Genomic DNA, 18,960 nt, shown 5'->3' with positions numbered 1-18,960 from the left:
TGTGCAAAGGGTAGTGGGTTGGAGGTCAATAGCCTTCATGGCCTCCAGTATAAGTGAGGAAAGAGTAGGGGAGAGGGCTTGCCGGTTCTATCAATTGCGATCCCAAAATATCTAGCGCTAGGTCTTTACAATTAATTCTTAAAACCATTACCCTTTAAATCGGATAGAGACTAACGTGCTCTGTCACTTTCTGGTCAAGTTCTACTTTCCACTGTGTCGGTATTTGCTGACCTATTTGTATAACCCATTCTGGGACTTCAACCTGAGGATTCCTGACTTGCCACGCTTTAGACCACAAATAGGCTTTTGCAATGAGTGCCCCAGCGTTGTCATCAGATACTTCTTCGGTAGCTGCGTTATAATACAAAGCCGCTGTCTCTAAGTAGGCGGGAATATACCCTTTAGATGCTGCTGATTCAAAATAGTAACGAATCAATTCAGGTTTGATCTGCCCCGATTGATGTAGGGTTAGCGCGTAGCGATAAGCCGACTTAGCCGATTTATCAGCAGCAATTTTTAACCAATAAATCGCTTTTTCATTATTATTAATACCTTTGGTATTTGCGTAAATATCCACGAGAATTTCTTGGGCATAAACAGCGCCTTGCACAGCGACCTGTTCGCACTGAGCAACCAATTGATTAAGTTCTATTGTTGGCTTACTTTGTTGTAACGCAGCTATATCGCAATAACTAGCAACTAAACCATTGTCGATAGCAATTTGATAGTACCGCTTCGCTAGCTGTGTATGTTTGCTTTGTGAACTAGTTATTATATTGTCGCGATAACAATGACCAGCCTCTTGTGCCCCCACAGGAATATTTAATTGCGCAGATTTAACGAAGTACTCACACGCAAGGGAGCGATTGGCAGCTATTTCACTGGAACCTAATTTAGTGCGCCATGCAAAGCTAAATTGCGCTAACCCATTGCCAGCATCAGCAAACTTCTTAAGCAAAGCCACACTTTGAACACGTTGGCCTTGCTGTTCTAGTGTTTGCGCTTGATTTACTTGTTCTGTCCACAACGACGAATCAACAGTTTTCTGTGTATCAGCAATAGCCTTTCCTGCTGACAGCAGACAAAGCAATGCAATATATGAATGTGCTAGCTTCTTGATGGGTATGCTCCTTCCAACGCAATTATCCAATACATCGCTAATGAGGGAGCGCGATTTTCATGTGGTTGATTGCCACCGGCATCTCCAAGTGTTGTCTCGCCTGTGCCATTAACGTCAATTGTTGGCAAAGTAACCACAATACTATCCGCATGCATATCAACAACAGGAACATCACCATTTGCCACCACATAAACTCGCGTAGAACCACTCGTTCTGGCCATGGTATTTGCATTTAAAGAGGCTTGATTTGCTCTGCCGCTAGCACCTGCTAATTGTAGCGTACCAGTGATCTCCACAGTAATGTCCGCGGTGGATGTGGCGCTGTGGTTATGATTAGCCATATTTTGCATTGTCAGAGTTACTGACTCAACACCGCCAGTCTGCCCCAGCCTGTAGTTAGATAAGCCAGGCCCTTGACCTGCGCCAATTAAAACACGCCCTCTGGCATCGGGTAACTTCATCGTTGTTCGGCCATCACCACCATAGTTAGTGCCAATCAGTGAAAACAGAGCAGTATTTTGAGAAATGGGTAAGAATTGGCCGTTTGCAAGCGCCCATCCTCGGGGGGCGAAGTTAAAACCTACCACACACATTTGCGCAATGGTCGGAATGGATGGGCATGCTATGGCATGAGGAGTGAACATAGACCCAGTTACTGCTGCCGCACCAATAATCCAACACGTAAATTTATTCATGATTAATTTCCTTTTTATATTATGAGCGACTGGGGAATTGGCCTTGAAGCGCGATTGCCCAAGTGAGGGTTTGATAAGGCATTCGATTGGAATGTGCCTGTCCTGCTCCTGCTGGGGTAATTGTCGTTGTCACTGTTGCGTTAGTGCTGCCGGATAGCGATACAGCAATACTGTCAGCGTCTAGTGCAACATCAGGCGTAGCGGTTGAATATGCGTTAGCGCTGCCAACATTTGGAGCAAAAATAGCTGCGGAAGGGGTAGCTGAATCACCTAAAGATGTTGCGCCTTTTAGTACTGCTACAGCGGTAACGCTGTCATTATCATCTGCAATATTGACCGAGATGGTTGTCGATGCTGAATGAGTGTGAGCAGGTATTTGCGCAGCGGTTAACGCCACTGACTCTACGCCAACTCTTTGTCCCCAACTATAATTAGTAAGCCCCAGCCCTTGGCCTGGAGCAATAACCCCCCGACCGCGTAAATCCGGTAGGGCAAAACTTGTGCGGCCATCACCTCCGTAAGTCGTTCCAAAAAGAGAAAACACAGCTTGATTCTGGTTGATAGATAAAATTTGTCCATCCGCCATTGCCCAACCTCGTGGTGTAAAGTTGAAGGCGAAAGTGCATAAGCTGCCAATCAATGGCTCGGAGTCACAAGCTTTCGCAGGGCTTGTGTAAATTCCTGCTAGTACTACCGATGTAAGTAACACAGGCTTAAGTATTGTTTTCATTATACGAGTTCTCTTGAGTTAACTGCGTGAAGGGAAAATACCATGCAAGGTAATGATCCAATTAACGACGAGGTAGGGCTGTCGATTTTCATGGGATAGGCCGTTTCCACTATTACCTACAGTTGTTGCTACACCAGCACTAAGCGATGCTTCATCAACGCTAACATTGAGCGTGGCTGCGTCGTTACTCATCACTACATCGGGGGTGGCACTACTGTACATTCGTGCCCTTCGACCGCCCAACTGCGACAATGAATTGCCCGCTGGTGAAGAGATATTAGCTGCTGAATCACTTCCCATTAAGGTTACTGTGCTATCAGCATTTAACGTTGTATTGTTAACGGACACCGTGGCTACTGTTGTTGCTGCATGCGTGTGCGAAGGAAGCTGGTTAGAAGATAATGTGACTTGTTCAAGGCCCCCTTTACTGCCAATGGAGTAGTTTGACAAACCAGGCCCATGCCCTTGGTGGATGGCAACTCTGCCTCGCATATCGGGCAAGCCAAAGGTGGTGCGTCCATCACCGCCATAAGTAGTGCCAATCAATGAATATAGTGCTTCGTTGTTTGAAACAGCTAATAACTGACCATGCGCAAAGGCTGTTGAGCGTGGAGCAAAGTTACCAGCAAATGGACACATACTGGCAATATAAGCCTCCTGGCCACAGTTTGCTTGTGCGGTTAACGGGATACTGGCTATTAGCAAGCTTGCTGTGGCAAGTGGCGTGATACATCTGAGTTTTTTCATAAAAAACGTCCTATTCTATCGCGCTTCCCAACTGCAAACTTTCAAGGAAGTCGTGTTTATAACTAATAAACTAAAATTTGAATGCTAAATATATGCTCTAACCTAATTTCGTTGAGCTTGTTCGTCTATTTGCGACGACATAAACGCATAAGACCAAGACTCAGAAATACGAGTGCAAGTGGCGCTGGCCCATTGACAGTGGTTGGTGGGGTGGTTAAGTTTTCAATACCAGACAATGTAATATCAAAGCTAATCAAGCTGTTGTGGGTACCCAGTGCGTTATCAAGGATAGATTGCAATCCGAAGATTCCGCCAAATCCATCAAAGCTACCGGCACTCACTGTCTGCATAAAAAAGAACTCACCCGAGGTACTAATGGCTGCCCCTCGTGTACCGGGTTCAGACTCTACGCCATCGGTAATTAGGAGGTCACTTAATACGGTGTCAGAAAATAAATCTCGTTCGAATAAGGTACTAAAAACATTATCTAAGACTAGGTAAGTATTCATGAAGTCACCGGTGGCTTCATCGCCTGCACTCGCGGTTAAGCTAAAGACAAGTGACCATGTAAGCGCAAAGTCATCAGTGGTTTGGTTATCTGCAACGAAGATGAACTGACCGTCAAGGTAGGACTCACCCAATGCACCTGCTACACCGTTAAAATTGCTCTCGAATTTAAAGCCAGAACTGGTGTGTGTGAGCCGATCTATTTCTAATGGGTCGTCACCAATGGTCGTTGAAGTATCCAATGGGCCAGAAATTGTCGTCGATGGGACAATAATACTATTTTCGATTCTATCTAAAGAGGCAATAATGTCTCCATCACCTTCAATTAAATCTGTTAGTAAAACGCCACTAATGTTCAAGCCAGTTGGGATAATGGCCGCGCTGGCTTGAAAGGTAAGTAATGAAGCGGCAATAAGAGCGTAAAGTGTGAAGCGTAACTTCATAGTGTTTTCCAAAAATTAAATAATTGATGGATTAATAGGCATTAATCGAGCCAATGATTTAAATGCATTCTAATTCAACTGCTTATAATTCAACCAGTGAAAAATGTTTATATAAAGTAAATTTTATGTAAATAAGCCTGACATCGATATTGAGTTAGTCAAGTGAGTGGTTGTGTAGCCGAGTCCGTCTCATTATCAGTCAATATCACCATTTTCAGGAGTGCGAATATCGATAGGCTTGAAGTTAAAGCAGCGGTAGTGGAAGTGCCCGTAGTTGCACTTGGGAGTTGATACTAAGGGATAATAAAAACCTAACGTCTCTACAAGATTGGAGCGGCCTAATAACGTCAGTGTAGATAGTCATTGCAGTGTTCTAGAGTACAAAATCTTTAAAAAAGCATTAAGAGCAACTCTCAAATTTGCTTTTTACTATTTCGTACCCATATACAGCGCAACGGAATAATAGAAAGTTATCACTACCGCCCTTATGCATCGTTTTATGCCTGAACGTCACAATGACGCTCATTCACCTTCTCAGAAAAACTACGCGTCTTCAGTTTATGCGTGGGTCTTTTCTATTGTGGTGTCGGTGCTTGTATTCAGCGCGCCATTTTCAGCCTATTGTGCAAACGATACCGCATCGTTTAATGAGCAAACCCCGCAGATATCCTTTTCTGACTTCGGGCTTTCTGTTGCTTCACGCTTTGGGTTTACTCAGCACACTCAACCGCAAGATGCCGATTTAGATAATTCAGATGAACATGTATTTCTCTTTGGATATCAAAATCATTTAGCTTTCGTCGATTTCTCGAATACTATCTTTAGCACTCCCTTTGAATATATTGCCTTTTATTGGAAGGGCATATCGAATCGCGGCCCACCTTATTCCCTGTAATACCTTACTGATATCACGCGCTGCAGTTGCAGTGCTTCTCAACTTTTAAAGGTTTATTGCAGGATTTTTATGACACGATTTTCATTTCGTGGCCTAGTGTATGCGCTGGTTATTTTACTAGGCCTACTTAGCGCCGCGCCCAATATATTGCCCGATTCACTTAAGCAGCATGTACCACAGTGGTACAGCCAACACACGCTTTCGCTTGGTTTAGATTTACAAGGGGGCTCTCACTTATTGCTGGAAGCTGATACTGACGCGTTGTTTGCTCGGCAATTAGATACCTACTCTTCTGCGCTTTTTAGTGACTTAAGAGAACAAAACATTCGCTATGTTAAACATACTTCCAAAAACGCGTTAGCAGTACAATTTACGCTTTCGAACCCCGATGACCTTTACAACGTTAAGCAACGGGCAAATGAAGTGTCGCTGCAATCAGATGGCAGTAGCGCGTTGCTTCTGACACAGCAAGGCACTGCTCCAAAAGGTATTAGCCAAAAAGGGAATATGATTATCCTTGAGCTTACTGAGGAATACCAAGCAGCAGTAGTAAAAGATGCGATTAATCGTAGCCTAGAGGTGGTACGCAAACGACTTGACGAAACCGGCCTCACAGAACCCAGTGTTACCCGCCAAGGTAGCGATGCTATTTTAGTGCAAATGCCCGGTATTTCAGACCCAGCCAGTGTGAAAGCCTTACTAGGTACTACAGCGCAAATGCGTTTTCACTGGCAAACTCAGGTGAAAAATAGTGAGAGCTTTACTCGGGCTGACATTAACGGCAGGCAGTACTTACTTGAAAAGCATGTTGCGCTAGAAGGTGAGCATATTACCGACGCGTCAGCGGCGTTTAGCCCTGAAACCAGTCAACCCGTGGTGACGTTTCGTTTAGATAACGATGGCGCTCGACAATTCGCTATCATGACGAAAAACAATATTGGTCGCGTGTTAGCAGTAGTACTAGATGACACGGTCGTCACGGCGCCGGTTATCAATAGTGTTATTCCCGGTGGCAGAGGAGAGATTACCGGTAGCTTTACCATGAGCGAAGCGCAAGATGTGGCACTAATGCTGCGCACTGGTGCACTACCCGTTCCATTGCATATTATTGAAGAACGCACGGTAGGGCCAGATTTAGGCAGTGATGCTATTGAAACCGGCGTGAAAAGCGGCATTGCAGGGGCACTCGGGGTTTTAGTATTTATGTTAGCCATTTACGGCCGTTGGGGCGCAATTGCGAGTGTTGCGCTTTCGGTGAATATGGCGCTGGTATTTGGCGTGCTTACGTTGTTTGGTGCCACACTTACTCTGCCTGGTATTGCTGGGCTGATACTCACCATGGGCATGGCGGTAGATGCAAATATCCTCATTAACGAACGTATTCGTGAGGAAACGAAAAAAGGCAGGCCAGCAGGTAGTGCCCTTAAAATTGGTTTTGATAAGGCGTTTGGTACTATTGTTGATTCAAACTTCACAACCCTTATTGCCGTTAGCTTATTGTTTGTTTTTGGTAGTGGTCCAGTGAAAGGTTTTGCCGTCACTATTGCAATAGGCCTGATAACTTCACTGTTTACTTCGGTGGCGCTTACTAAGTTACTTATGCAGCGGGCAACAAGGAAGCATCAAAGAGAGCCAATTAATTTATCTTCGCCATTGTTAACCATGGCGGATAAATTAGGGCCGTTTAACTTTATAAAATCTAAAAAGTTAGCTTTGAGTATTTCACTGATATTAACCTTGTGTTCCATGGCGCTCTTCTTTAAACCTGGCTTGCAGTACGGGGTGGATTTCACCGGCGGTACTATGATGGAAATTTCTGCACCGCAACTATCTACTGAGCAATTGCGCACAGTGCTAAAACAACATCATTTTGAAGACATCGCAATTCAAGAATATGGCGCCGAAAATCAGTATTTATTGCGTGCGCCAGTATCAGCAAAATCGAACACTGTACCTATTACTGAAGCTAATGCCGGATCCAGTACCGTAGCCCCGCAAGGTAGCAACATCGAAGCGCTAAAACAGGTGATACAAGACGCCGATAGCACCGTGATATTTAATAAGGTTGATGTTGTGGGGCCGAAGGTGAGTGATGGCTTTGCCGACCTTTCCATTTTAGCATTGCTTATTGCTGGAGGTGGAATGCTGGCCTATTTATGGTTTCAGTTTGAAGCACATTTTGCTACCGCAGCCTTACTTACCGTGCTACTTGATTTAACTAAAACCATTGGCTTTATTGCCTTAACCGGTATTGAATTTAATCTTACCGCAGTGGCCGCGCTACTGGCCTTAATAGGATATTCAATTAACGATAAAGTGGTAGTGTTAGACCGCGTAAGAGAGTTGCTGCGCTTTGGCCCAGAGCGTTCTCTAGCTGATATTATCAACGACGCGGTAAACAGCACGCTAAGCAGAACGGTATTTACTTCGTTAACCACACTGCTTGCTTTGCTACCGATGGCGCTAGTAGGAGGAGATGCAGTTAGCAGTTTTGCCGTACCCATGGTATTTGCAGTGGTTATTGGCACCTCGTCGACTTTGTTTATTACTTCATCGTTACTTCACATGCTGGGTAAACGTAGAGAGCAAAAAGGGAAGGCTCAACTTCGTCCTACTTCTGAGGAGGTAAAAGCGTCGCTGGCACATATACCTTAACCGCTAAAATCGAAATAGGCGAAGCGGTGAAATACCGCTTTGCTCATTTCATCTGTATACTATTATTACTAAGTTAAAGGGAGATAACGTGTGTTTGCTGTAGACCAAATCATTCTACTCAGTGCTTTGTTAGCGATATTTGGCGTATTGGTCAGCAAACTGTCCCCCCGTTTTGGCGTGCCAGTATTAGTGCTCTTTTTAGGTGTGGGCATGCTGGCTGGTGAAGATGGTATCGGTCGCATTTCTTTTGATAATGCCGATGCAGCCCATTCCATAGGGACCTTTGCGCTTATCCTCATTTTATTTGATGGGGGGCTTCAAACTTCAAAGAAGTCGATTAGGCGGGCGTGGAAGCCTGCTGCATTACTTGCCTCTATAGGCGTGGTAGGCACAGCGGCAATAACCGGTGTGGCAGCCATGTACATTCTCGATTTGCCCCTTTATTTAGGGTTATTACTTGGTGCCATTGTTGGGTCTACCGATGCTGCGGCAGTATTCTCTGTACTGCGCAATGCGGGCATTACTATTCCATCAAGACTAAAAGCAACCCTAGAGCTGGAAAGTGCGTCAAACGATCCTATGGCCATTTTTCTTACCATTGGTCTTATCACACTTATTCAAGATAGCAGCACAAAGGCGTCAGAATTAGCGTTATTGTTTGTCAGCCAAATGGGCGTGGGAGCCATTACAGGTGCAGTAGTAGGTGGCCTAGCGGTTGCGTTGTTTAGGCGCGTAACGCTTATGGCGATTGGTTTATATCCAGTGTTCGTTATGTTATTTGGGGTGTTGGCCTTTGGTTTAGCTTCAAACTTAAATGGCAGCGGATTTTTGGCGACTTTTATTACCGGCGTAATTGTGGGTAATAGCCGATTTTCCTATCAACGAAATACCTTTGTATTCATAGATGGCTTGGCTTGGCTAAGTCAAATAGCGATGTTTGTTATTTTAGGCTTGTTGGTTACCCCTTCTGAGCTTCTACATACCTGGAAAGAAGGCTTGTTGATTGCCGTAGTACTTATTTTTGTGGCCCGGCCGCTGGTGGCAATGCCATTGTTATTACTCAGTCGGTTTTCATTTAAAGCTTCAGTGCTTATTTCATGGGTAGGGCTTCGTGGTTCTGTGCCTATTATTCTGGCAATTTTTCCACTCATTTTTGAATTACCCAGCGCCGAACTTATTTTTAACGTGGTGTTCTTCATTGTTATGATTTCAGCCCTACTACAAGGGGCAAGTTTGCCATTTGCTGCGCGCAAACTGGGTTTAGTACTCGATAACCCTCGAGGTGAATCGAACACGCTAGAAATCGTTAAAGTGGCTAAAGACAAACGCGAGTTAATTGAAATTGTGCTTCACGCTATGTCTGCCTCAACAGGCAAAAGTATTTCAGAGTTGGGGTTACCCGAAGATACCGTTGTGGCGTTAGTCGCCCGTGGTGAAAGTACGCTTATTCCCAAAGGGAGCACAGTTTTACGGGCAGAAGATCAGGTTTTTGTTATAACAAAACTACTTGATAAAAACGTGGTAGAGACTTGCTTTTACGGCGATACCTAAAAGCTGCCAAGTGATTGTCGCTAAATAGGCTATCTTCATGTAGAATGCGCCGCGGAGTTGGCCAGGCAATCGCCGCTTTCGTAAGAAAGGGGAGGAAAGTCCGGGCTCCAAAGGGCAGGGTGCCAGATAACGTCTGGGCGGCGCGAGCCGACGACAAGTGCAGCAGAGAGAAGACCGCCTAAGCCAGCAATGGCCGGTAAGGCTGAAAGGGTGCGGTAAGAGCGCACCGCACACCTGGTAACAGGTTGTGGCAAGGTAAACTCCACCCGGAGCAAGACCAAATAGGATCCCTTAACGTGTGGCCCGCATGGGGATCGGGTAGGTTGCTTGAATCAGTGAGTAATTGCTGATCTAGAGGAATGGTTGCCCACGACAGAACCCGGCTTATCGGCCAACTCCACCTTTCTTTTGAGTAAGTGAAGCGTCTGCTTCACTTGCCATTTCATCAATCGCTCAATAATTTAAGTAAGTCATCCCAAGGCAGCGGGCGCGATAAATAATATCCCTGTGCCCAGTCACAGCCGTTTTCACGTAGATAATTCATCTGAGCTTCAGTTTCAACGCCTTCAGCAATAACGCGAAGATCGTAAAGCTTTGCCAAATTTTGAATAATCATCACCATCTTGTTGCGTGCTTCACGTTCTGAAAAAAGGTCATTAACAAAAGAACGATCAATTTTCAGACAATCAGCAGGGTAATGTATTAACTGACTAAAAGCAGTGTAGCCTGTACCAAAATCATCGAGCGCTAACGACACCCCTAGCTCATCCAGTGCTTTTAGCGTTTCTAAGCCGATTGCATCATCAGCCACAAATGCGGTTTCAGTGACTTCAAGCTCTACACTTTCAGGTGCAATGTTATGGCGCTCTAATAGGTTCTTAAGCTGTGCGGGAAATGGTTCATTGTGCAGCTCTACCCCCGAGATATTTATACAGATTTGTCCCTTAAAATAATGTTCTTGCTGCAAGATTACTAGCGCTTGCAGGGCATTGTCGATGACCCATAAATCGATTTCTTTGATAAAGCCAGTAGCTTCCGCAACCGGTATAAAGTGGTCTGGGCCAAACCCTTCTAGTTCAGGGCTTTGACAGCGAAGTAGTACTTCTACGGCTACAATAGTGTTATCTTTACAGTCAAATATAGGCATATAAACCAAAGAGAAATGCTCTTCACTTAACGCCTGTCGTAAGCCTCTTTCAATCTGTTGTCGTTGGTGCATCGTATCGGCAATTTTCTGGGTGAAAAACCTAAAGCAATTACGGCCGTTATCTTTGGCGTCATACATTGCCGCATCTGCATGATGAAGTAACATAGAGGACTCGGTGGCATCATCGGGATACACGGCAATGCCAATACTGGCATAAATTATATGTGTTACGTCATCGACTTCGAAACCACCATCGAAGATATTTAGTATACGTGTTGCGACGACACTGGCATCGAGCGGCTCTTTGATATTAGGAAGTAGCACAACAAACTCATCGCCAGCGAGTCTTGCCAAACTTTCTGCTTCCGGCTTCAACAGTTGATCGGTGGGACGTATTGCTTCCCAAAGCCGTTCACTGAACCCAAGCAATAGTCGGTCGCCTGCTTCATGGCCGTATTGGTCATTAACTTGCTTAAAGTTGTCTAGGTCAATATACAACAAGCCAATGCGTTGTTTATCTTTTCCTGCTCGGGTTAGCAGACGTTCTAGGTTAGTTTTGAAGCTCCAGCGGTTAGGAAGGCCTGTCAGCGTATCGTAAAAGGCCATTTGCCGGATATCATCATCATGCAATTGCATAATCGTTCGGTAGGCTTGTTCCTCGGAACGTAAGGCAGCTAGACAGATCGCGTTTAGTGCTAGCATCGTTAAAATAAACCGAATTGCTTCTACGAGTGAGTAGCTAGCTATCAATAAAATTGAAACGGGTGTAAACAGCAGTAGAACACTGGCAATACTGAAAGCCCCAAACCAAAACACCGCAGGCCAGAAGCGATTGATAAAAAGGTTAATGGCAACAATAGGATAAACCCATAAGATTCCAGTATTACTCTTGCCGCCTGTAATTATTAAGCTCATTGATAAGAAAAAAAGAATACCACTTAAAATGGTGGCTGCGCGCTCAATATTTCCGGTACGTTGTAAAAGGTAAAGGTTTAGTAGGCCGACCAGAGCGTTAACGATTAATATGGTGCCTAAGACATGAGCGCCGTCGACTACGCTAAAAATCCCTAACGCAAATAGGAAAAGCACCCCTAATATAGTTAAAACCTGACAGAGCCTATAGCGTCGACGGTATCGTACTGCCAACATTTCTTGTTGGCCTGTTGTAATTTCAGGGGTGTGAGTCATGTTTACCAAGAGTTCATTAAGTCATGATATTAAGCCATTGCTGCTTAACGGTATTTACTATTGAAAAGTTATTTTTTTGATGGGTGTAAATAGGATAGACGACAAATCTACCCTATTCAAAGTGCATAGTGTTTGAGGTAAACAAGAGTAATGAATCAGCTAAGCTGAAGTTTGGCTACGGCGCTTTTATCAGCCCAGTAATCTACTTTTTCTAATAGGTCTTGAACATCGAAGGGCTTACTCAAATAGTCGTTCATACCAGCGTTGAAACAGTCTTCTCTGTCACCTTTCATGGCATTCGCTGTTAGTGCAATGATGGGGGCGTTAACATATCGCTCGCCAGCTTCACCGCGACGAATACGGCGGGTTGCTTCAAAACCATCCATGTCAGGCATTTGGCAGTCCATCAATATCAAATCAAAAGTCACTTTCATTTTCTTTAAGGCTTCCAATGCTTCAATACCCGATTTCGCACTCAATGTTTTGTGAGCGCTTAAATGTTGTTTCACAATGACTTGATTGATGTCGTTATCTTCAACAATGAGAATTTTACGTTTGTGCGTTGCTGTGTTGTGGCTATGGGTTTTACTTCGCTGGGGAGTAACTAGGCTGTCATCACCTTCTTTTAGCATGATATTGAAAGTGAATGTACTCCCTTCACCTTTCTCGCTCTCTAAACGAATTTCACCATCCATAAGTTCACATAGCTGTTTACTAATAGAAAGCCCTAGCCCGGTGCCACCAAATTTGCGGGTTGTAGACAGGTCTTCTTGGGTAAACACATCAAAAATTCCTGCTTGTTTGTCTTTCGCGATACCTATCCCTGAATCTTTTACTGCGCAGGTTAAGCGAAGCTTGTCGTTGTTGGTGTGTTCTAAGGTGGTAGTTACGTCAATTTCACCTTTCTCAGTGAATTTAACCGCGTTGCCAATCAAGTTAGACAGAATCTGCCGGAAGCGAACAGAGTCTCCAATGACTACGTGAAAGCCTTGAAGGTTAAAATGAAAATGCAGACGTAGTCCTTTCTCTTGACATAAAATGGCATATTGCGACTGCAAGCTTTCAAGGGTTTCGAGTAAATCGAAGGGTTGATCATCAATTTGAAGCTGCCCTGCTTCAATTTTAGAGAAATCAAGAATGTCATTAACGATGTGCAGTAGGCCTTGAATACTAAAATTAGCAAGCGAGAGGTAATGCTTTTGCTCGTCGTTCAATGGTGAATTTGATAGCAACTGCAGTACCCCAGAAATACCGTGAATAGGCGTACGAATTTCATGGCTCATACTGGCAAGGAAGCCAGATTTCATATGCGCTGACTCTTCCGCCTTTTGCTTCGCATCTTGTAAATAGCGCTCCGCTTGGCGCTGCTGTGTAACATCCTGTTGAAAACCAATGTAGTGTGTAACTTCGCCATCGGATTTTACGGGTGTGAGTATGAGTTTGTTATAGAAAGAGACACCGTCTTTACGGTAATTGAGAATGGTGGTTTCAATTGGCTCGCGGTTAGCAATAGCGCTTCGTATTAGTGCGGTGGTATTGCTATCAGTACCTTCTCCTTGCATAAACCTGCAATTTCTACCAATAATATCTTCTTTATTGTAACCAGTCAGGCGGTTGAACGCATTGTTTACATAAATAATTGGTTGACCCGTACGCTTTATATCCGCAATAACAATAGAGACAGTGGCTTCATCCATAGCGTGATTAAGAATTTGCACATGGCTTTCTAGCGAACGCTGGTTGCTATAATCGACCCCTACGAATATTGCGCCTTTAATTTTATGGTTAGCATCTTCAAGTGGTGTGTTCGTCCACTTAATATGCTTTTCTAAACCATCTTCGATGGAGAAGTGTTTTAACTCTCCTGCCGATTTATTGATGAGCTTGTTGAGAATGTACTTAACCGTACCTTCACGCTCACCATATTGATCGTCACAAAAAGCATCGAATCGCTTATTACTTAACATTACGCGGTGGTTTTCATCTACGACTAAGAGCATGTCTCCCATCGAATCAATAACGTTAGAAAACTGTTCATTCGATAAGGACATCTCTGCAAGGTCAGAAATTAAGGTATCAAACGCACTGCGAATATTGGCTAATTCTCTAGCCTCTTCTACAATCACTGGCTCTTGTGAGTCGGTATCTTTAATACGATTAACAATGTCTTTATAAAGGGCTGATAAGGTATTCTCTGCAAGTAGTGCAGTGGTTCGAATCATGTGAAAATTAACTAAGACAATACCTACAATAATGGCCAGCATGAGCAGCGCCAACCAATACAAGCCTTTTAGAGCATTGCCGATAGGTTTAATGCTATACAGGATTAAGTTTTGATAGCGCGAGTCTTGTAACACATAGCCCATGGTATCGACATCACTAAACGGTGTGCCGGGAACGATAAATTCAGGATCACTGCTGAAAAGTACCAGCCCATTTTCTTCAGTAACAATTTGGTTAGTTAGCCTAGGGTAGGGGGCTAATAAGGCTTGAAGGCTTTCTACATACATGACCAATGCCCCTTCTGCCGCACCGCCAAGCAAAACCGGAACTGAAAAAAGCACCCCATTTTGGGTGATTGAAGAAAATGATAGCGACGCGCCTAGTGTTCTTTGTTGCCACGCAGTATCTAGTTTTTCAGAAATAGAATGACTCCAATTTTTCTGAATTACCATCTCACCGGAAAAGTCGTACAACGCAAACTCAACATTACGGGTTTGGGTTAACTTTAACGACCTAAAGAACATTGGGAGATAATTGTCTCTCTGCTCAAAGTCGACCAGGGAATTAATAATGATGTCATTAGACGCCAGGTCTGATAATTGTCGCGTCGTATCATTAACGATAAAAGAAAGGTCTTGTTTTAAGCCTTCAATAGACTGTTGTTGTACAGTTTCGATTTGCTGCTTGGCAAAAAAGAAGGCAAACGCAAAAAGCATTAACGCAACAATTAAAATCAACCCGAACAAACGGGGTAGCATACTGGTTAATAAGCGCTTTCTAAGCGGTGGTGGCTGAAATTGCATTACTGATTTTCCAGAACGACCAAGTTACCTTTTTTATCAAATGAAGCCATAAAATAGTCCTTAGCCATTAATGCGTCATGCTGTGTGGGTGTAAATGCTGGGTCATAAGTTTTGATTACACCTTCAAAACTACCTAAATCTTCCAGTGAATTTCTCAGCGCATCTACCGTGGTACTGCCTGCTTTGGTTACCGCTAACGCTAGCATATTGACAAGATCATAAGCGTGCGCAATACCTGTAACCGCGTGAATAGCTAAAGGATCGACTAGGCCATATTTGCTGTGATAAGCTTCTAACAACTGCTGGGCTTTTGCATGTTTTTGATAATCAAAGTGGAAGGTTTGTAGAACCGACAAATTAAGTAAGTCCGGCTCAACGTTTAAACGCTCTATAAAGTTCCCCGAAGCAATGCCCCAATGGGAAATAACAGGTAAAGCTGTGAGGTTTTGTGCTGCTAATTCGTTTACTACTACCGCACCTTCAGGTGCGTTGGCAATCAGAATGATGGCTTCTGCTTTGTCTGATTTGATAGCAGATATATCCTCTTCAAATTTTTTCTGCTGCCAGTTAATCCACCGAATAGTCGTTATGGTTATCCCCATGTCGGCAGCGGCTAAGGTGAGTGATGCCTCGTTAGAGCGACCCCACCCAGTACGCTCTAACACCAGTGCTACACGCTCAATACCACGAGAAGCAGCATGCTGAATAAGTACTTTCCCCGCCTCTGCGTCACGAACTGACACGCGAAATACATTGTTAGGAGCATATTGGTTGTCAATTACTTGTGTTCCTGCCGCCCAAGGAACGAGATATAGCAAGTTAAGTTGATGAATAGACTCAAGCTCGGCTAACGCAACAGGCGTATGTACGCCCCCTATTACGGCGATTAAATCGCTGTTGGTGGCGAACTGTTTAATATTGTGAATGCCGCGGGCAGGGTTGCCTCTATGATCTTTTAAAATGATATTAACTGGACGGCCTAGTAAGCCCCCCTTTTTATTAATTTCATCTACCGCAAGTTCAACGCCCCGTTTAATAGCTACACCACCGTCAACGGCGACAGCCGAAAAGTCTGCGTCTATACCAATATAAAGTGGTGAAGACGCCTCACTGCCGTTAGAGTGAAAGCTTAATGTCATTAACGTTAACAGCCAAAAAGTGAAACGTAAGCGCATAAAATCTTTAAGTTGAGGGTAAGGCTTGTAATTGTATAGCATTAATTGGTTAGTTTTACCTTCCAAACATTATTCTTTCGTCTATTTTTGTTTAATTATTAGTCATGCATAAACCGCACTTTTAGCAAGGTTTTGTTCGGTGAATAACAGCGTTAAGTTAGTTATATTACGGCAATTAATGAGCAGATTAACGGTCTTGTACTGGGGTGAATTGGTAGTAGCGTTTGAACTCTCTAGAGAATTGAGACAGGCTGTTGTAACCCACCGCGTCGGCAGCGTCTCCCACTCGATAACCTAATGCGATCAACTCTCTGGCTTTAGACAGTCTAAATTTCTTTATATATTGAACGGGTGAATCCAATACTACTTCCCGAAATGCGCGGTGAAAACCAGAAACACTCATATTCGCACGGGCGGCAAGTGAATCTACGTTTAACGCAGAGGCATACTCATCATGAATCGTCCGCAAAGCTTGTGCGATTCTCGCATAATGTCCGTTGTCGGTAAGGCCGCAAAGAACATGACCGGCAGGGCCATTAAGGATGTAATATACAATTTCTCGTACAAAACCTGCGCCCAATGCCTTTGCACTATTACCGTGGGCTAAAGCTTGAAGTAGTCTGCGTGTGGCATCGGCTATGTTTTTATCTAATGACTGCTGACTTACTGTGAAGGTAGGAGCGGGGCTATTTTTTGCCTTGGCGTCACGCCATTGGGAAAGCTCTACAAGTAACGAAGCGGGAATATCAATGACTAAACCCAATATGCAGTCGTCATCATCCAAGGTTGCTGCACACTGAGCAGGCAAGGGCACACCGAAAACAATGTAATCGCCTTTCTTGTATTCTATTTCACGATTATCAACATACAAGCGTTTAGTGCCTTGTAACATGATAATAATGCCTGACTGATAAAGTAGAGGCTGCTTGGGGCTTCCATGAGGGTCGCGAAAAACTCGTATGCCCTCTATATCCGTTTTGCTCACGCCACTAAGCGCTGATTTACCGAGGGTGCTTAAAAACTGCTTTAGAATTTGACTTAATAAAATCATATCAGGAGTGGAAACAGTATTGTTTGTAGAAATAGGCAAATTTTTTCCAGAAATAGACGGTTTGTTTACGCGTAATAGCACTATTATGCATTAACACAAGCATGTAATGACAGAGGAAAGACTATGAAATTTTCATTCAGCAACCCAACTCGCATTCAATTTGGCCAAGGGCAGATTGGCTCAATCAATACCCTGATCCCAAAAGACAGCCGCGTATTAGTGTTATTTGGCGGCGGTTCTATTAAAAAAAATGGCGTGTATGAGCAAGTAGAAAACGCGCTAGTAGGCTACAATTGGGAATCTTTCGGTGGCGTTGAACCCAACCCAACCATTGAAACGCTAGACAAAGCTGTTGCGCTAATTAAAGAGACCGGCGTTGACTATATTCTTGCAGTAGGCGGTGGTAGCGTTATCGATGGTGCCAAATATATTGCGGCAAGCGCCGTATATGAGGGGGAAGGCTGGGATATTCTAACGGGCAAGCACACCGTTGATAACGCGCTGCCTATCGGTGCCATTCTGACCTTGCCAGCAACAGGCTCTGAATCTAACGGCGGCTCTGTTATTAGTAAAAAAGCGACAAAGCAAAAATTGGCGTTTATGTCTCCATTGGTTTATCCGCAATTTGCTGTATTAGACCCTGATGTAATAAAAAGCCTTCCGCATCGCCAAGTAGTTAACGGCTTAGTCGATGCCTTTGTTCACGTTTGCGAGCAGTACTTAACCTTCCCGCAAAATGCACCGGTTCAAGATGGTTACGCCGAGACTTTGCTGAAAACCCTCATTCAACTTGGCGGAAAAATTAATAACAAAGATGATGCATGGCGCGCTAACCTAATGTGGTCTGCAAACCAGGCATTGAACGGTCTTATCGGTTCGGGTGTTGCGCAAGACTGGGCTACCCATATGATCGGCCACGAACTCACGGCACTTTATGGTGTAGATCACGCTCGTTCATTAGCGATTGTTCAGCCGTCACTACTACGGGTTCAACTTGACACTAAGTCAGTAAAGTTGTCGCAGATGGGCCAAAATGTATTTGGTTTAGACGAGAGCGATGATATTGCGCTTCGAACTATCGACGCTATCGAAGCGTTCTATCAGAGTCTTGAAGTCGCTACCCAGCTTACTGAGCATGAAGGCGACAAGCAAAGTGCCGTTAATGCTGTGGTCGAAAAGCTGAAAGGAAACAAAATGCTCTCACTCGGTGAAACGGGTGCCATTACCCCAGAAGTAAGTGAGCAAATTCTCAACTTGGCAGTGGCTGAGTAATAACCACCTAAAAGCGGGCTGTCGCTTTATTTATAGCTCGCGCTCTGATTGTACAATAATACAAATTGGCACGATTCTACTATTAACACGGTAGATGAAGTGTCGATTTGTTTTTTAATTATACAACAGAAGTATGATTTTCAATTCCGTTTGCGCTTTCTGAGTTAATTTATTAGGTTTAAAGAAGGTATGGCGCATTTTACGTCAGCGCAGATGGGAGTTAGCTTGCAGAGAAATTATCCCCCTTCCATTATTGATTTGGAAGCCAGTGGGTTTGGTGCCCGTAGTTATCCTATTGAAATAGGGATAGTGCGCTATGATGGTGCAAAATGGTGCAAACTCATTCGTCCCTTTGATAGTTGGGTTCATTGGGATAAAGAAGCAGAGTCTTTGCATGGTATCACCAGAGCCATGTTGAACACTTACGGCGTTTGTCCGGTCAAAGTGTGCCACGAGCTTAACGCCTTTTTAAGCAATACCATTGTGTACAGCGATGGTTGGGTGGTAGATAACCCTTGGCTTATTAAACTTTTTGCAGCAGCCTCGGTTCAAATGTCTTTTTCATGTCGTGCATTAGAGTATGTGTTAAGCGAACCTCAAATGGCACTTTGGCACGGCGTTAAATCAAATATTGAATCGCAAAGCGACGACCGTCGCCATCGAGCAAGTACCGATGCAAAAGTTATTCAAAGCACGTATGTGGAAACCCGTAATCAGGTGGAAGCAGCAAAACACAAAAATTAGAACCCGCATTAAGG

Annotated in this window: 14 protein-coding genes and 1 other RNA gene; 6 read left to right on the top strand and 9 right to left on the bottom strand. The window is 44.1% G+C overall.

The genetic code is table 11. From position 1 onward, the window contains the following. Nucleotides 1-154 precede the first annotated feature (154 nt). The 5 genes from JKP82_RS05785 to JKP82_RS05765 all read right to left on the bottom strand — a co-directional run bounded on the left by JKP82_RS05785 (nucleotide 155) and on the right by JKP82_RS05765 (nucleotide 4,242). Nucleotides 155-1,150 carry an SEL1-like repeat protein gene (locus JKP82_RS05785; protein ID WP_218396191.1) on the bottom strand — a complete coding sequence of 332 codons (996 nt, stop codon included), beginning with the start codon at nucleotides 1,148-1,150 and terminating at the stop codon, nucleotides 155-157. Continuing rightward, nucleotides 1,108-1,815 carry a phage tail protein gene (locus JKP82_RS05780; protein ID WP_232370571.1) on the bottom strand — a complete coding sequence of 236 codons (708 nt, stop codon included), beginning with the start codon at nucleotides 1,813-1,815 and terminating at the stop codon, nucleotides 1,108-1,110. Before JKP82_RS05780 ends, JKP82_RS05785 begins: the two co-directional genes overlap by 43 nt. 19 nt (nucleotides 1,816-1,834) lie before the next feature. Next, nucleotides 1,835-2,545, bottom strand: a complete 711-nt coding sequence (locus JKP82_RS05775) for a phage tail protein (protein ID WP_159528879.1) — start codon at nucleotides 2,543-2,545, stop codon at nucleotides 1,835-1,837. An 18-nt stretch (nucleotides 2,546-2,563) separates the two neighbouring features. Continuing rightward, nucleotides 2,564-3,292 carry a phage tail protein gene (locus JKP82_RS05770; RefSeq protein WP_232370572.1) on the bottom strand — a complete coding sequence of 243 codons (729 nt, stop codon included), beginning with the start codon at nucleotides 3,290-3,292 and terminating at the stop codon, nucleotides 2,564-2,566. Nucleotides 3,293-3,417: 125 nt separating this feature from the next. After that, nucleotides 3,418-4,242 (bottom strand): hypothetical protein, encoded by an 825-nt coding sequence (locus tag JKP82_RS05765; protein WP_159528881.1) that lies wholly within the window; start codon nucleotides 4,240-4,242, stop codon nucleotides 3,418-3,420. A 499-nt stretch (nucleotides 4,243-4,741) separates the two neighbouring features. Between JKP82_RS05765 and JKP82_RS05760 the strand changes: the two genes are divergently transcribed. The 4 genes from JKP82_RS05760 to rnpB all read left to right on the top strand — a co-directional run bounded on the left by JKP82_RS05760 (nucleotide 4,742) and on the right by rnpB (nucleotide 9,746). Beyond that, nucleotides 4,742-5,137: a hypothetical protein gene (locus tag JKP82_RS05760; RefSeq protein ID WP_218396190.1), complete on the top strand. Its 396-nt coding sequence runs from the start codon at nucleotides 4,742-4,744 to the stop codon at nucleotides 5,135-5,137. A 69-nt stretch (nucleotides 5,138-5,206) separates the two neighbouring features. Beyond that, nucleotides 5,207-7,792, top strand: a complete 2,586-nt coding sequence (gene secD / locus JKP82_RS05755; RefSeq protein WP_218396187.1) for a protein translocase subunit SecD — start codon at nucleotides 5,207-5,209, stop codon at nucleotides 7,790-7,792. 90 nt (nucleotides 7,793-7,882) lie between these two features. Then, nucleotides 7,883-9,343 carry a potassium/proton antiporter gene (locus tag JKP82_RS05750; protein WP_159528887.1) on the top strand — a complete coding sequence of 487 codons (1,461 nt, stop codon included), beginning with the start codon at nucleotides 7,883-7,885 and terminating at the stop codon, nucleotides 9,341-9,343. Between the two features lie 53 nt (nucleotides 9,344-9,396). Then, nucleotides 9,397-9,746, top strand: an RNA gene (gene rnpB / locus JKP82_RS05745) — RNase P RNA component class A. Between the two features lie 42 nt (nucleotides 9,747-9,788). Here the strand turns inward: rnpB and JKP82_RS05740 are convergent. The 4 genes from JKP82_RS05740 to JKP82_RS05725 form a co-directional block, all read right to left on the bottom strand. Beyond that, nucleotides 9,789-11,678 (bottom strand): putative bifunctional diguanylate cyclase/phosphodiesterase, encoded by a 1,890-nt coding sequence (locus JKP82_RS05740; RefSeq protein WP_218396185.1) that lies wholly within the window; start codon nucleotides 11,676-11,678, stop codon nucleotides 9,789-9,791. A 155-nt stretch (nucleotides 11,679-11,833) separates the two neighbouring features. Beyond that, nucleotides 11,834-14,704, bottom strand: a complete 2,871-nt coding sequence (locus JKP82_RS05735; protein ID WP_159528889.1) for an ATP-binding protein — start codon at nucleotides 14,702-14,704, stop codon at nucleotides 11,834-11,836. Next, a complete protein-coding gene (locus JKP82_RS05730) occupies nucleotides 14,704-15,945 on the bottom strand; it encodes an ABC transporter substrate-binding protein (protein WP_258544342.1) in 1,242 nt (413 codons plus the stop codon). The genes JKP82_RS05735 and JKP82_RS05730 overlap by 1 nt, the downstream gene beginning before the upstream one ends. A 121-nt stretch (nucleotides 15,946-16,066) precedes the next feature. Next, entirely contained in the window at nucleotides 16,067-16,969 is a 903-nt protein-coding gene (locus JKP82_RS05725) for an AraC family transcriptional regulator (protein WP_218396183.1), read from the bottom strand. An 84-nt stretch (nucleotides 16,970-17,053) separates the two neighbouring features. Here JKP82_RS05725 and JKP82_RS05720 point away from each other — a divergent pair, with 84 nt between their 5' ends. Then, nucleotides 17,054-18,202: an iron-containing alcohol dehydrogenase gene (locus JKP82_RS05720; protein WP_159528893.1), complete on the top strand. Its 1,149-nt coding sequence runs from the start codon at nucleotides 17,054-17,056 to the stop codon at nucleotides 18,200-18,202. Nucleotides 18,203-18,391: 189 nt separating this feature from the next. Beyond that, entirely contained in the window at nucleotides 18,392-18,946 is a 555-nt protein-coding gene (locus JKP82_RS05715; RefSeq protein WP_232370576.1) for a 3'-5' exonuclease, read from the top strand. Nucleotides 18,947-18,960: the final 14 nt, after the last annotated feature.

The organism is Alteromonas lipotrueae, from assembly GCF_019249215.1.
In the GTDB taxonomy this organism is placed as follows: domain Bacteria; phylum Pseudomonadota; class Gammaproteobacteria; order Enterobacterales; family Alteromonadaceae; genus Alteromonas; species Alteromonas lipotrueae.
This window is presented reverse-complemented; position numbering and strand designations above follow the sequence as displayed.

Excerpts from the sequence above, each read along its gene's own strand:
- JKP82_RS05780 (WP_232370571.1), bottom strand. The coding sequence starts at position 1,815 with ATGAATAAATTTACGTGTTGGATTATTGGTGCGGCAGCAGTAACTGGG.
- JKP82_RS05775 (WP_159528879.1), bottom strand. The coding sequence starts at position 2,545 with ATGAAAACAATACTTAAGCCTGTGTTACTTACATCGGTAGTACTAGCA.
- JKP82_RS05770 (WP_232370572.1), bottom strand. The coding sequence starts at position 3,292 with ATGAAAAAACTCAGATGTATCACGCCACTTGCCACAGCAAGCTTGCTA.
- JKP82_RS05765 (WP_159528881.1), bottom strand. The coding sequence starts at position 4,242 with ATGAAGTTACGCTTCACACTTTACGCTCTTATTGCCGCTTCATTACTT.
- JKP82_RS05760 (WP_218396190.1), top strand. The coding sequence starts at position 4,742 with ATGCCTGAACGTCACAATGACGCTCATTCACCTTCTCAGAAAAACTAC.
- secD (WP_218396187.1), top strand. The coding sequence starts at position 5,207 with ATGACACGATTTTCATTTCGTGGCCTAGTGTATGCGCTGGTTATTTTA.
- JKP82_RS05740 (WP_218396185.1), bottom strand. The coding sequence starts at position 11,678 with ATGACTCACACCCCTGAAATTACAACAGGCCAACAAGAAATGTTGGCA.
- JKP82_RS05735 (WP_159528889.1), bottom strand. The coding sequence starts at position 14,704 with ATGCAATTTCAGCCACCACCGCTTAGAAAGCGCTTATTAACCAGTATG.
- JKP82_RS05720 (WP_159528893.1), top strand. The coding sequence starts at position 17,054 with ATGAAATTTTCATTCAGCAACCCAACTCGCATTCAATTTGGCCAAGGG.
- JKP82_RS05715 (WP_232370576.1), top strand. The coding sequence starts at position 18,392 with ATGGCGCATTTTACGTCAGCGCAGATGGGAGTTAGCTTGCAGAGAAAT.